17 protein-coding genes and 1 pseudogene are annotated in these 13,999 nt (G+C 26.4%); 16 read left to right on the top strand and 2 right to left on the bottom strand.

Annotation, left to right across the window (positions count from 1 at the left end; all coding sequences use genetic code 11):
• The 13 genes and pseudogenes from T324_RS18185 to T324_RS18635 form a co-directional block, all read left to right on the top strand.
• Positions 1 to 330: pseudogene (locus T324_RS18185) on the top strand (hypothetical protein); the annotation flags it as partial.
• Between the two features lie 135 nt (positions 331 to 465).
• Positions 466 to 939: a hypothetical protein gene (locus T324_RS0114235; RefSeq protein WP_028330873.1), complete on the top strand. Its 474-nt coding sequence runs from the start codon at positions 466 to 468 to the stop codon at positions 937 to 939.
• Between the two features lie 111 nt (positions 940 to 1,050).
• Positions 1,051 to 2,196: a hypothetical protein gene (locus tag T324_RS0114230; protein ID WP_028330872.1), complete on the top strand. Its 1,146-nt coding sequence runs from the start codon at positions 1,051 to 1,053 to the stop codon at positions 2,194 to 2,196.
• 9 nt (positions 2,197 to 2,205) lie between these two features.
• Positions 2,206 to 4,128 (top strand): hypothetical protein, encoded by a 1,923-nt coding sequence (locus T324_RS0114225; RefSeq protein WP_028330871.1) that lies wholly within the window; start codon positions 2,206 to 2,208, stop codon positions 4,126 to 4,128.
• Positions 4,129 to 4,145: 17 nt separating this feature from the next.
• A complete protein-coding gene (locus tag T324_RS0114220; RefSeq protein ID WP_028330870.1) occupies positions 4,146 to 4,340 on the top strand; it encodes a hypothetical protein in 195 nt (64 codons plus the stop codon).
• Positions 4,341 to 4,343: 3 nt separating this feature from the next.
• The gene (locus T324_RS0114215; protein WP_028330869.1) at positions 4,344 to 4,733 is read left to right on the top strand and encodes a sigma factor-like helix-turn-helix DNA-binding protein; all 390 of its coding nucleotides are present in this window, start codon (positions 4,344 to 4,346) and stop codon (positions 4,731 to 4,733) included.
• Between the two features lie 74 nt (positions 4,734 to 4,807).
• Complete coding sequence (locus T324_RS0114210; RefSeq protein ID WP_028330868.1) at positions 4,808 to 5,146, top strand: hypothetical protein; 339 nt, start codon at positions 4,808 to 4,810, stop codon at positions 5,144 to 5,146.
• Positions 5,147 to 5,242: 96 nt separating this feature from the next.
• Positions 5,243 to 5,833 (top strand): glycoside hydrolase family 19 protein, encoded by a 591-nt coding sequence (locus T324_RS0114205; protein ID WP_028330867.1) that lies wholly within the window; start codon positions 5,243 to 5,245, stop codon positions 5,831 to 5,833.
• A 73-nt stretch (positions 5,834 to 5,906) separates the two neighbouring features.
• Positions 5,907 to 6,707, top strand: coding sequence for a hypothetical protein (locus tag T324_RS0114200; protein ID WP_028330866.1), 801 nt, complete (start codon positions 5,907 to 5,909; stop codon positions 6,705 to 6,707).
• Positions 6,708 to 6,971, top strand: a complete 264-nt coding sequence (locus T324_RS0114195) for a hypothetical protein (RefSeq protein ID WP_028330865.1) — start codon at positions 6,708 to 6,710, stop codon at positions 6,969 to 6,971. It abuts the gene before it with no gap.
• 11 nt (positions 6,972 to 6,982) lie between these two features.
• Positions 6,983 to 7,498 (top strand): hypothetical protein, encoded by a 516-nt coding sequence (locus T324_RS0114190; RefSeq protein WP_028330864.1) that lies wholly within the window; start codon positions 6,983 to 6,985, stop codon positions 7,496 to 7,498.
• A gap of 141 nt (positions 7,499 to 7,639) precedes the next feature.
• Positions 7,640 to 9,526, top strand: a complete 1,887-nt coding sequence (locus T324_RS0114185; protein WP_051436860.1) for a hypothetical protein — start codon at positions 7,640 to 7,642, stop codon at positions 9,524 to 9,526.
• Between the two features lie 16 nt (positions 9,527 to 9,542).
• Positions 9,543 to 9,683: a hypothetical protein gene (locus tag T324_RS18635; RefSeq protein ID WP_245580735.1), complete on the top strand. Its 141-nt coding sequence runs from the start codon at positions 9,543 to 9,545 to the stop codon at positions 9,681 to 9,683.
• Between the two features lie 199 nt (positions 9,684 to 9,882).
• Here the strand turns inward: T324_RS18635 and T324_RS18090 are convergent, their stop codons facing one another.
• Positions 9,883 to 10,056 carry a hypothetical protein gene (locus T324_RS18090; RefSeq protein ID WP_020003339.1) on the bottom strand — a complete coding sequence of 58 codons (174 nt, stop codon included), beginning with the start codon at positions 10,054 to 10,056 and terminating at the stop codon, positions 9,883 to 9,885.
• A gap of 80 nt (positions 10,057 to 10,136) precedes the next feature.
• Positions 10,137 to 10,310, bottom strand: a complete 174-nt coding sequence (locus T324_RS18180) for a hypothetical protein (RefSeq protein ID WP_169730122.1) — start codon at positions 10,308 to 10,310, stop codon at positions 10,137 to 10,139.
• Positions 10,311 to 10,534: 224 nt separating this feature from the next.
• Between T324_RS18180 and T324_RS0114165 the strand changes: the two genes are divergently transcribed.
• The 3 genes from T324_RS0114165 (at position 10,535) to T324_RS0114155 (ending at position 13,788) form a co-directional block, all read left to right on the top strand.
• A complete protein-coding gene (locus tag T324_RS0114165) occupies positions 10,535 to 11,521 on the top strand; it encodes an ankyrin repeat domain-containing protein (RefSeq protein WP_028330862.1) in 987 nt (328 codons plus the stop codon).
• A 125-nt stretch (positions 11,522 to 11,646) separates the two neighbouring features.
• Positions 11,647 to 12,792, top strand: coding sequence for a tyrosine-type recombinase/integrase (locus T324_RS0114160; RefSeq protein WP_028330861.1), 1,146 nt, complete (start codon positions 11,647 to 11,649; stop codon positions 12,790 to 12,792).
• A 756-nt stretch (positions 12,793 to 13,548) separates the two neighbouring features.
• Positions 13,549 to 13,788, top strand: a complete 240-nt coding sequence (locus T324_RS0114155) for a hypothetical protein (RefSeq protein ID WP_028330860.1) — start codon at positions 13,549 to 13,551, stop codon at positions 13,786 to 13,788.
• Positions 13,789 to 13,999: the final 211 nt, after the last annotated feature.

Here is a 13,999-nt window from a genome sequence, read left to right as displayed (position 1 = left end):
TATCTTACTAATGATGATAAAGAGAAAATAATAAACTTTTTTGATATTAGTAATTTTGAACCTTTTGCACTTCAAGTTTGGATAGAAGAAACAATAAGTCCAGACGAGATTATAGAAAACGGCTATTCAGATATAGCAAGATATAATATAAGCAAATATGGATTATCTAAATATGCAGGCAGAACAAATACAATTACAGAAACAATAGAAAAAAGAACTGCTGTCAAATCAACAACTATTGTAAAAGATAATACTATATCAAAAGCTAAATATTATATGAAATCTGGACTCTATGTATGTACTAATGAAAAAATAGATTTTAAGAAATGAAAGAATGATTTATATCAGTATTCTACAGAATTAACATTTAGGGAAATAAAATAAAAAATTGTGAGCGTATGGCAAGTTTACTTGACATACATATTATAGCGAACAATTTTTTATGAATAATAAGGATTAAATAATATGTTTGAACTCGTTTATGAACCTTCCTGCATACCTCTTAGTATTGAAGATGCATATAAAAGACAAAATGAATTATTAAAACATACAAGATTTCTGCATACTGCATTCGAGGGTATAAAAATAGATTTCTCTAATAAAAGCAGTATGCCGTTTATAAGAAAAGGTTCTATATGTATGTTTTGCTATTCAATATATGAAACTAAAAAGCATATAGTATTACACGAAAGTGCCCCTTTGGGGAAAGACAATACAAATAATGACAGCAATAAATACATTCTATTAAAATTAATTAATAACGGCAGAAACCTAGATGCCCAAATAGTAAGCAGTTTAGACTGCTATTATAATGAAGAGCTAGGAGGTTTTTATTTAATCAATAATGAGGAAATAAGCAAATATATTCCATTAGTAATAACCAAAAACGGATATTATGAAATAGATTATTTTGATATGTATAATAATGAAGTTTATTAAAAATAAAGCGAGAACGAGGCATAAAGCAAATTTATTTGCTTTATGATTATAGCCGAGTTCGAGCATAGCAATAATAAATTATTTTGATATGTATAATAATGAGGTGTATTAATGTTTAAGTTAATTAAAGAACCAGAAGAAAATCCAAGCAATTTACTAGACAGCTATAGACAGCAGAATATTATTATGCAGAAAATGCGTATGCTTCACACGGCCTTCGACGGCATAAAATTAAATCATTGGAATGATACAGACAGAGAACTTCCAGATATTTTGGCAGGAAGTATATGTGAGTTTGAAGGCAGATTATTTGAAACAAATGAAAATATAAAGCTACACGACAGTGTCCCTTTGGGAATTGATAATATAACAGATGTTAAAGAAGATTTAAGATTTATAAAACTTGTTATAGTAAGAGATGCTGATAATAAAGATAATGATTATTTAAGAGCGGAAATAGCAGGCGGATATAGTGAAATGTTAGGAAACAGATTTCCTGATTATGATTATGATAATAGAGGCTTTTATGTAAAAGATGAGAATAATATAATAAAAGAGAAATATCTAAGATTATCAATGAAATATGATGCCAATCTAGGAGGCTATGTAGATAAAAAATATTGGAATATTAATGACTTTCAAAGAAAAGGATTAACATTAAAAAGAAAAACAGTAAGCTTCGAAGCTGGAGAACATGAGTTTGATTTTCCAAGCGATGTTAATAGCATAACTGTACATATAACTTCAGGCGGTGCTGGCGGATATTATGGTTTATTAGAAAATAAAGGAACAGAACCTCAGGCAGGAGGTAATTCCCAAGTATTGGTAAATGATGCGGCAGTAACAACTTGTCAAGGCGGTCAGATAGCAGTAAAAACAGGTACAATATCATTTAATGGAGGAAATGGAGGGATTGCAAGCGGACAAGGGAAATTAATAAACGGGAATAATGGAACTACTACAAGATATGATCAAAAAAATCCAAATACAGGAGCAATATTTAACAATAATACTACTTTGGCTAGCGGAGGAAATGGAGGAAATGGTTCTATAGAGGGTTATGGTTCAGCAGGTGGTGGAAGCGGAAGTGCTGCTATAGTAGATGTAACAAGAGGAATGCTTGGCTCTTCATCTAAAATAAAAATAATAGTTGGAACTGGAGGAAATGGAGGTACTAATAGTAATAGCCATGGTGTTGTTGCTAATGGAGAAAAAGGACAAGATGGGGCAGCAGTAATAGAGTATATGCAAAAATAGGTTTTATGAATGCTTAAGAGTTTTGCAAACATTATAGAACTTGATATTTCTAGTCCTGATACTAGATTAATATTCGCACCTTTTGGAGGTGTATGGATTGCAAGTATTAATGAAATATATTCATTATACAAAGATTCTTATTTTGATGAATTATTTAGTATAAACGAAAATGAATTATATAATTTATTTAATATCGGTTCTATAAGCATTGATAATGACAGAGGATATATAGAAGTTTTTTCTTTAGAATCTCTTTATCAGCAAAATAAATCTTATTATCAATATACAGAAAATAAAATAAATTATATAGCTATACATTTTAATAACTTTGAAACTCCTTACAGCAAGAAAAATATTATTATAAATATAAAAAGACTATTCTCCACACGTGAATGGGCTGACAATAATAACAGATTAGTTACTGAATTGAATAATATCTACATAGAGCCTAGAGTTGAGGAGATAGATACAGCGGATATAGAAGGGGATTCGCTTGCATTTGATACTATTCAAACAAATGAAATGTCCGTTACATTAAGAAATCATGACGGACTTTTTGATGATTTTAGTAATTTATATGGTAATAGATTTTTAGTCAGGCAGGTATTTGACATCAGTGATTTTTCTGATTCAAAAATTATATTCTCTGGTTTTATTCAAAAGCCTGACTATGCTTTTTTAGAAACTGTAACAATAACGGCTTCAGATATAAGAGCTTCTTTTTCTGCTGAACTTCCTAAAAATGTTTTTAATGAAAAAGAATACCCAGATTTAAAGAACTTCCCTGAGAATGTTCAAAGCGGGGAAGATACTATTGATACCTGCAGAACTTTAGCAGCTGGACATGGTATTATAGTAAAATTAAAACCTATAAAATATTATACTCCAAGCATACTAAATCCTGATTTAATACCAGAGGTAGTATTTGAAATATGCGACACTTCAAGGCATGCTATAGAAAATATTGTTAATAGGAACGATCCTCTTGATGAAAATAAATTAAAACCTCATATATATTTTATAGAAACACCAGAGAGCGAAAGTGAAATAATAGAACGTGAAAATGGAAAAGTTATAAGCGGAGAATTGGAGATATTTATCCCTGAGTTTAAGGATTATCAAGATGGAAAAGAAAGTCAAAGAGTATGGACATTAGATAAAGAAAAAGGACAACTAATTTTTAGAGGACATAAACAAGTACATTCTATAACAGATACTAATGATAATTTATATGAGTTATATGCAGAAATAGATATTCCTCCTTATAAATCTTTAACTTTAATGCGTGAGATTTTAGAAGATTATGAAAACATAGCATACATTAAAGAAAATTATAATATAGAAAATTGGCAGATTGAAGAAGAACGTTCAAGAGAAATAGCTGTTTTGCTTGATAATGATAATAAAAAAACTACACTTGATTTAATAGGAGAACTTTCATTTTTAGAGCAAGGAAGATTAGAGATATATGACAATAAAATAGATTTTATTAGTACAAGATTTCGTGAAAATAAAGCAAAATACAAAATAAAACAATACTGTATGGGAAGAGTTGATAAAACAGTAGAGGAAGGTGAATATTTATCAAGCTGCAGCATTAAATATGATTTATTAAAGTCCACATATAAAAATACTGACTTTGAAGAAGAGGCTAAAAAAAGACATAGAATAAATGCTCATGAAGAGTTTGAAACGTTATTAAAAAGAAAAGAAGATGCTATCAGTTTATCTAATGAGATAATGAAAAGCAGATATTTATTAAAAGAATATTACACTTTTGAATATTATGAAACTTTAGATTTTCTAAAGTTATTTGATATAGTGGAGTTTGAATATAAAAGAGAAAACGGCACTTACTATATAAAGCCTTGCAAGTGTGAAATACTCAAACTCAATATATTTGATAATGTAATTAAGCTAAGACAATTATAATTTTTAGGGGGTAGATTATGATTACAAGTTTAGGAGTTATTGCAATAGATAATATGTCAGTAGAAGATATAGCATACAGCTATAATTATGCAGAATATATTGAATTGAAACATGATATAGATTCAGCCAAAAAAGAATTAAATATTACAAATATTTGTAATACTGATGATGCTATAAAAATTGCAGAGCACATAAATAATTTATGGAGATAAAAAATGAAAAAAAATACTAAAACTTGTAATTTATGCAGCAATAGAGATACATGCATACAGTTATGCGATGATATGAAAAAAATAATAAAAAATAAAAAAAATAATAATGATATTTATTCTGATTCTACATTCAATGCATTTGAAATAGATCTCTCAAATATTATATATACTTTTGGCCTGTCAAAACTAGAAGATAGAGACAGCAAAAGAATAATAATAGCATTACTTAAAAAAGACCAAAGAGAAATACTTTATCTATTGTCAAAAGGATATACGCAGAAACAAATAGCAGAAGAGTTAAAAATGTCGCAGAGTAATGTTTCTCAAAGATTAAATAATATCAAAAAAGAGCTTCAAGAATCAATGATACAAATAATGCCGTATATTTTATAATTTTTTTATATAAGCAATGAATTATCCTTATATTTTTTTATATAAATGTATGAATATAAATATAAGGATAAAACATGTCAAAAGAGAGTATAACAGAATTAAATAAAAAAGAAATATCATTAATAGAAAAATATATTAAGCTAAAAAATGATGAGAAAAAAAATAGAGAAAATATTGAGGCTATGAAAGATGATGTTCTTAAAATATTAAAAGAACGTGAAGGTAAAGTTGTGCATAACGGATATAACATTTCAATGCATGAGAATACATCTTATCAATACAGCGAAGCTATAGTGAATATAGAAACAGAAATTAAAGTATTAAAGCAAAGAGAAGTGACGCTTCAAATAGCAAAACCGAAATCAAATACTGAATATATAAAAGTATACGAATTAAAAAAAGAGGAAAGATAAATAATAAGCGAGTATGAGCCGCAGCTATACTGGAGTATAGCTGGATTTTTAGGCACGCAAAGCGACAGCAATATAGAAAATAAAGAGGAGTGATATATGTTTAATGAAAATATATTAAATAAAATCGGTATAAATATAAAATGGCTTATACCATTAAATAATGCTTTTCAAAAATATAATATAACAGACATTAAAGAAGCTGCTATGTTTTTAGCACAAACTACGCATGAAAGTAATGATTATAAAAGGCTTGAAGAGAGCTTCAGATATACTCCTCAAAGACTTTTTGATGTTTTCAAAAAAAGAGTTGGTAGTTTAGATAATGCTAAACAATTGTGTATTAAAGGAGCTGAGGCTATAGGCAATTTTGTTTACGGCGGACGTTTGGGTAATGTCCAAGATGAAGGCTATAAATACAGAGGAAGAGGAATAATACAGCTTACTGGGAAAAATAATTATAGAAACTACGGCAAAAAAATAAATGCAGATTTAGTTAATAATCCAGATTTGGCAAAAGAGCCTAATAATGCTGTAGAGATTGCTTTATTATTTTGGCAGGAAAAAGGCTGCGGTTTGCTTGCACGTCAAGGCGATGTTAAAGGAGTTACAAAACTTATTAACGGCGGATACAACGGACTTGATGATAGGCAGAAAAGATTTGAAAGAATACTAAAAATATTGGAGTAATAAAGGAGGGTGAGCCGAAGCCCTATACTTAATTTATTAAGTATAGTCTTTAGGCGAGGCGAACATAGCAATAATGAGCGACTTTGCCGTAGTATTTATTTGTATTTCTTCTATAATAATAGCTTATTTCGTTTTTAATATAATTAAAAGCGGAAAAACTGCTAACATGAAGGCCAATGCAAAAGACGGTACTATAGAGTTTGGTACAGGAAAACCTATAGAAAATCAAAACAAAATAGTATCTAATGCTTTTGAATCCCCAAAAGAACTAGCTGTATTAGAATCTAAAAATAACAGTGAAATATTAGCTTATTATAATGGTGATAATAAAGATGAAAATAAGTTTAAATATGATGATAAAATTACATCGCTTACAGTTTATAAAGAATACAGCAGTATAATAAGTCAAAGCACATTAAAAGTACAAAGTCAAATCATAAGCTACATAGCACATAATCATATACTTAATAAAAATAAAGCTGAGTTTGAAAAATATGTAAAAGAAAAAAGAATAGAAATTATAGATATATATAATACATCTTTATCTAAAAGCGATATTATAAGTATAAAAAAATTGGCATTAGAAAATATCTGCAACTTCTATTATATGATTATATTAGACAAAGTTAAAGATATTTACAAATCAATTTACAATAATCATAAAGCACAATATGATAAACGTAATACATTTTTGAAAAATCTTAAAAATATTCCTGCTACTGACAGATTAAAAAGCTATGATGTATTTATCTATAATAACTTTACTGAAACAACTATTAAAGACAGTGAAATAGTTTTAGAAAATCTTGAATATTTGCAGAAGTTTCTTCTAGGCATATTTCACGACAATTTAAAATATAATGGAGTTAGATAAATGAGTTTTATAGACAAACATAATGCCAATAAAAAATTAAGCATATATACAAGCATAATCAGCTTTGTTTTAGGATGGGTTGTTGTATTTTATTTAATAGTAATAAAAGGATTAACTCCTGCTCAGGATTGGGGAGTTGCATTGCTTATTATAGTTTTAGGTTTAAGCAGTGTCAGTATGGGAAGCGATTTAAGAGGCTTTCTAAAGATATTAAAAAACAATAATCATAATGATGATGATAAAAAAAATAATAATAAAGAATAAAAGGAGTAAGAATGATTACATCGACAATGTTTTTTAGTTTTTTTAGAACTAAGTTAGGCAAGCGAATAATAGCTGCTGTTATTATTGCTTTAGTAGTTTTTGTATGCTTTTCAGTTATAGCATATAAAAATAATACTATAAGGCAAAAGGAAAAAGAGATTGCACAATATCAGGAGAATATTAAAGGTTTAGAGCTTCAAACTCAAACACTTCAAAATGAGATACTGTTTATTAAAGAAAATGAAAAGTTCCAAAATAGTTTTAGTAATTCTGATGCTATGATTAAAAGCATAGACCAAGAAAAGCTGACAAGGACAGAATATGAAACATTTAATAGTATATCTAATAATTTTTATAAGTATTTTAATAGTATTAACTTCATGCAGTACAAAAATAAAATATGTCAAAGTACCGCTTTCTACACCGCCAGAAATATTTATTATAAAGTCAGCAACAAATCGGCAGGATTTAATGAGAAGGTATCAGGAAAGTATTATGAAAATAGGCGAATGGCAATTATGGTATAACATACAGACAGGAACAAATTATTATAAATATAAAAAATAAATAAAATAAGAATATAGCAAAAAACGAGCCGAACAAGCGAATAAGTTTACTTATTCGCTCCTATATTGTGAGGCGAGTATAGCAATAATAGGAGTTTTATTATGCTTGAAAAACCTACAGAATATCAAGAAGTATCTGCACAGCAGAATGAAAAAACTGTATATGCTGAAGATATTAATCAAATAATAACAAATGTAGAAAAATTAAAAGGCGGTCAGGCTAATGAAGCTCCTGTTTCTAATATCAAAGATTTACATTCTAGTATAAATGAGTTAAAAGAAAGAATTGATGGTTTAGGAAACGGAGAATCTTCACAACTTCCATCATCTGCTGATAAAATATCTTTTAATAATGACAATGCTAATTTAGATTTTTTTTCAGGATACGATTTTCCTCGATTTAAGAATGAGCTTAAAGAAAGATATGAAATAAAATTAATAACTGATTATTCTATCAATGATGTTTCTCATATAGATGAAGTGCATGATATTTATACTCTTATACTGGAAAAAAATGAAAATAAGTATATATTAAAAGGGAATTTAAATTATAATAATACAAGTCCAAATGCAAGCATACTTAATTTTTATATTTTATCAATAAATGGTAATAATGATTTCGGACATATAATAAGCGAAATATATCAATTTATAAATAGTGAGAATAATGCAAAAGAAAATGAAATATTGATAGAAGGACTTAATGATTTTAAATATAATTTCGGATTTTTATATGCAGTTCCTATTCTTCAAATAAAAAAACAAGATAATTCTAATTTTGAAATTAAAAACTATGACATAACTCTTAATATAGAAATAGAAAATATAAAAAATAATCAGGATTTTATACCTATAAACAATGCAGGAGAATGGCTTTCATTTTTTAATATTCAAAATATAAACGGTAAGACAGTAATAAAAGGAGAAGTAATAAAACATTCAGGAGTTTTCGCTGTTTTTTCTCATTTTGCTTTAGAAAATTATTTTGATATAAAAACAGATAAAAATGATAGTTATTATGTAGAAGCTAACACTATGATAACATCAAATAAAAATAAATCTATTAAATATTATATAAGAAAAGAATTATTAGACGGATCTGATTTAGGAACTAAGTATGCCAATATACCTATAACTTTTTATTATTTAGAGATAAAGCATACCGACAATACCGATATAGAAAATGAAGAAATACTTACATTTAATCTAACAGCTCCGAAAAATACTGATATTCCAAAAATAGAAAAAGAGAAGAATATTCAAAATGCTATAGAAATATTAAATAATACATTAAAAAGTATAATAATATTTTTAGGAATTAATAATTATAATTTTGAAATAGTATCATCTTTTATGGGCTCTGCATTTGATGATAATAAAGTAAAGGATTGCGGTAATTTATCATTAGTCGAAAATGAAGATAATTCCTACAGCCTAAAAGGAAATATAGAAATATATGAAGATGCAAACAGCAGTTCTAAAATGTTTATTAAAACAACAAAAGAAATAGATACTGATATTAAAAATATTATCCCTCTTATAATGACAGATAATTTAATGATTATGATTTTAATACTTGAAAATTATTTGTATCTTAATATACAGAAAACTTCTGAAACTTCTATAACTAACGAGAACTTTAATAATATAAAATTGATAGATAATAAAATAGTATTATTTAATAATGAAATAATAAATAAAATGTCTCCTACTAAAGTAAGCGAAGATTTTGGAATAGTTTATGAAGAAGGAAAATATAAAATAAAAGGACAATTAATATTTGCAAGCGGAGAAAGTAATTTTAGTTTTTATACAAACAGCGGTATCATTAATTTTTTTGAAGATAATAAAGAATATGATATAAGCACTAGTGAAGGCAGCTTAAAAGTCATTTATTGTCATAACAATAGTTTTATGTGCAGTTTAGAGTTTAAAGGAACTGCTGGAAATACATATAATATAGATTGGATTTTACCTAAACAAATATAAAAAATAAGGAGTAAATATGTTCAAATTAATATTAATTTTTTTAATAGGTGCTATGGTGTTTTTTACTTTTATTGGAATAGTAAAATACTATAACAAGTTTATGAATGAGGTTGAAGGAACATTGGCTACAGCCCGCCTACGGCGAGAGATAGATTAAAAGCTCTCATTAAAGAGAAAACATCAGTATATTATTTTATTAAATTAGCTTATGTATGCTTGATGTTTTTTATAGCTATTATTTCATAAATCAAAGTTTGAAATGGGTAATCTAATATTACTTCTAATCTGCCATTTTCTCCTAACAATAAAATGTTTTAAGGCGGAGCTTTTTAAGCTCCGCCCTGTTTTTTAACTCTTTAATCAAAATCAATTATTGATAAAATATTTACAATAAGAGTTAAAAAAGAATCTGCTTTATCTAATATATAATGAAGTTTTTTGTATTTATCTTTATTAATTATTTTTATAGAAAATGTTAAAATATACTTTACTATTTTTAAAAACAGTAGTATTATATTTGTAGTAATCATTTTATTACCTCGCAAGTGATATTTTGATTTTTGAGGGTAAAGTTTTGGGGACTTTACCCTCTTTTTTTGATTTAGGCTTATTACTTTTTGTATATTTCATTCATATACATTTTATGCAGTTCTACTAAATACTCGCTTACTCTCATATTCAAACTGTCAGCCTCTTTCTTCATCTCCTGAAATGTTTTTTCTGTAACTCTCAAAGTTATTCCAATCTTTTTTTCTTCTTTGCTGAAAGGTTTTAATTTTTGCATACTGCACTCCTTAAAATTTATTTTATGTATACTATTAAAAAGAAATATAATGAAATATTAATCAGTTCTTATGATTTTTTAAAAAAAATTATAATCAGCAAATTTCTTTTTAATAAAAACTTTATACTATAAATAAAAAATATAACCCTTATTAACCTTTTTTATTGTTGATTTTTTGTTTCATTTTTATAGAATGATTAAATAAAAATAATAGGATATATATTATGAAAAAAATATTATTAATATTATTCATTTTAAGTTTTAATTTATTTGCACAAAATTATAATTTATTAAAATCAAGAGATAAAGAAAGTCTTATTATTTTAGAAAAAATAATAAAAAATAATACTGATGTTAATACTATAATTACTAATAGTGTTATTAATCAGGCATATACACCGTTGATATATGCAATAATGATATCAAATACAGAGATAGTAAAGGAACTTATAAAAAGAGGTGCTGATGTTAATAAATCAGTTACAAATACTATTCGGTATCAAGGAATTGATGGCGAATCAATTTATAATATAGTTACTGTACCAATAGTTTTAGCTAGTTCATTAACAAATCTTAATATTGTAAAAGAACTTATAAATAATAATGCTGACATAAATATAATAGAAGAAGGAAAAACTATATTATTTTATACACAAGATAAATATATAGCAGCTGAATTAATAAAACTAGGAATTGATGTAAATGCAAAAGATAATGATGGAAATACAGCATTATTTACTGTAGGATATAATGTTGTAGAACAATTGGTAGCCTCTGGAGCTGAATTAGAAATAAGGAATAATAAAGGAAATACGGCATTATTAGATATTCCTTTTTCAACTGATTTATATCTTAAAAAACTTGAAGCATTAGTAAAAATTGGAGCAAATATAGATGCCAAAGATAAAAATGGTGATACCTTATTAATAAAGTCCATACATGATAATGATATCAAACTTACCAAAAAACTATTAGAACTGGGGGCAGATATAGAGATTAGAGATAAAAATGGAAATACTCCTCTAATGGTAGCTATATTGCAGTACGAATTAAGATATGACATTTTTAATGAAAAAGATTTAAATATAATAATTGAATTAGTTAATTATGGTGCAGATATTTATGCAAAACATCAATATGGTATAACTCCTTATAGAACAGCAGAAGATATAGGGAGTAAAGAAATATTAGATATTTTTAATAATAGATAAATTATTATTTTGTTAAACCGATAATTATTTATATCTAAGAAAACAACTCTATTCTTTTTCAAAAGTCAAGCAAATTTTTTCGCCTACGGCGGGCGAATGCCGAATAAAAATGGAGTTGTTTTTTTATGCTTAATGCTGAAAAATATAATCTTTATGATTATTCCAAAGATGTCAATTTTATTATTCAATTTGCTGATTATCTTTCTATAGATAAAAGTTCATCAACTGTAAAAACATACAAAAATAATATTATATATTTTTTTAAGTTCATAATTAAACAAGATAATGATTATTCTATTTTCTCTGAAAAAGATTATATCTATATTTGCAGTACTGAAGTTTTATACCAAAATATAAATAAAGAATTATTAGAAAAATATATATCATATCAAACAGAAATTAAGTTATCATCTGATATTATCAACTGCAGAATAAATGTTGTTAAAAGCTATCTGAAGTTTTTGCATAAGAAAAAAATAATAGAGGCTAAAATATTGATAGATACTTTTGATGATATAAAAAGGCCAAAGCCAATAATTAAAGAGCAGTTAGTAGTAAAAGCAAATCAAACTTTAGATATTATAAAAAAAATAGAAAGAACTTCAAAAGACAGTTTTACAAATAAAAGAAATATTGCAATGCTGCTTTTAATGTCAAACACAGGCATTCGCAGAAAAGAAATTGCAGGCATAGATATTAGAAATATTAATCTTGAAAACAAAACTATAACTATTTATAAAACAAAAGGAAGTAAACCTCGCATAGTTGTTTTTTCTGATATGATTAAAGATGTATTAATTGATTATATAGCAGAGCGTGATGAGATATTAAGAAAAAATAAAATTAAAGAACAGAATAATCTTTTTATTAAAAACAATGGCCATGATTTAGCAATAGAAACTATAACTATGATTATGAGAGTAATATCAAAAAGAAATAAAATAAAAATTACATGCCATTCTTTTAGGCGTGGGTTTGCAACTGATATGGCAGAATGCGGAACAGAAACTTATTTAATAAGCAAGATGATGGGACATTCAAATATTAACACAACAACAAGCAGATATATTTATGTGCTTATGAATATGATAAAAAATGCAATGAGTAATCACCCATTTAATAAAGTAAATACAGAAAAAATAAATATAGATAATGAAATCAAAAATACAAAAAATGACTTTCAGGAAAATATAACAAATACGCTTAATACAATAGTTCTAAAAATGAATGAGCTTAATAACAGAATTGATAAACTGAGTATAAAAAATTAATAACTGAACTATACTCTAATACTATACTGTAATATGGTATTTATAAATACTATAGTTCTGAATAATCAAAACTTTTTGATTTAACTTTTTATAATTGATTTGCTGATTTTTTAATAAGATGCACGAAATGAACATGCACGCTTTGTACACTTTACTGGTAAGATGCACAAAATGAACATGCACGCTTTGTACACTTTACTGGTAAGATGCACAAAATAAACATGCACGCTTTGTACACTTTACTATAAAAAATTATGATTTTATTTACTGAGTTTTTTCTATTAGGAGCTATTTTAATTTTTAATTTATGCTATTGCGATAACATCATCAAAAATTGAGTTTTGATTTTTGATTTGAATGGCTTTATTTGAAGCGTAGAGGCTTGTTTTCGTGGCTTTTTTAGGTTTAATATAGATTTATGTATGTCCGATTAAAAAACTTCAAAAACACGGATTTTTTATAAATACCAGATAACTATGTTTTCTAGTTTTTTTATTTTTAAAATCTTTAAATCAAAAAGAAAGTTTAAAAGTAGGTAGTAGTAGTTAACTGCAAGAAATGTGCCAATTAATTTTACTACTACCACTACTACTTTTTTACTCAAATTTATTTTATTAAAAAATTAGTTTTAAAAATTTTTTGTATTTTGTTGACTTTAAAATTATTTTGTGTATATTAGTAATTGACAAGCAAAATTATAAAATGCTATCAAAACAAAAGCCTGAGAAACTTTTGCAGCATTAAAGGAAAGAGAATATGAAAGATGATAGAAGTATAATACTATCTTCTGAAGAGTTGTATGCTCAGAAGAAAAATAACAGTTCTTTTAACTTAATAAGCTCGAAATGCGGTACAAGTGTGAAAAACTATCTCTCAAATAGTTTCTTTCCTGCTTGTATTTTGCTTGTCAATAAAAATAAAGCCTTGTACCGCTTTCTTATAGATTTTAAAAAATTCGTTAAACTTTTAAGTTTGTCAACTGATGCACTTATATAGAATTATCAACTTTTTTGCCGCACAAAAAAGTTGCAAAAACGCAATTGCCAGAACTTTATATTTTAAAAATACTTATTAAATAATAGGATATATCCTAAATTTATACTAAAAATGCAGTTCTTCGCGAAGCGTATCCGAGCCTGTTGAGGATATAAGTTCTTTTATACCAATACCGAAAGGTACCTACTCGGTAAAAGAACTGGGGGTGTTA

The organism is Brachyspira alvinipulli ATCC 51933 (assembly GCF_000518245.1).
Classification (GTDB): Bacteria; Spirochaetota; Brachyspiria; order Brachyspirales; family Brachyspiraceae; genus Brachyspira; species Brachyspira alvinipulli.
This window is presented reverse-complemented; position numbering and strand designations above follow the sequence as displayed.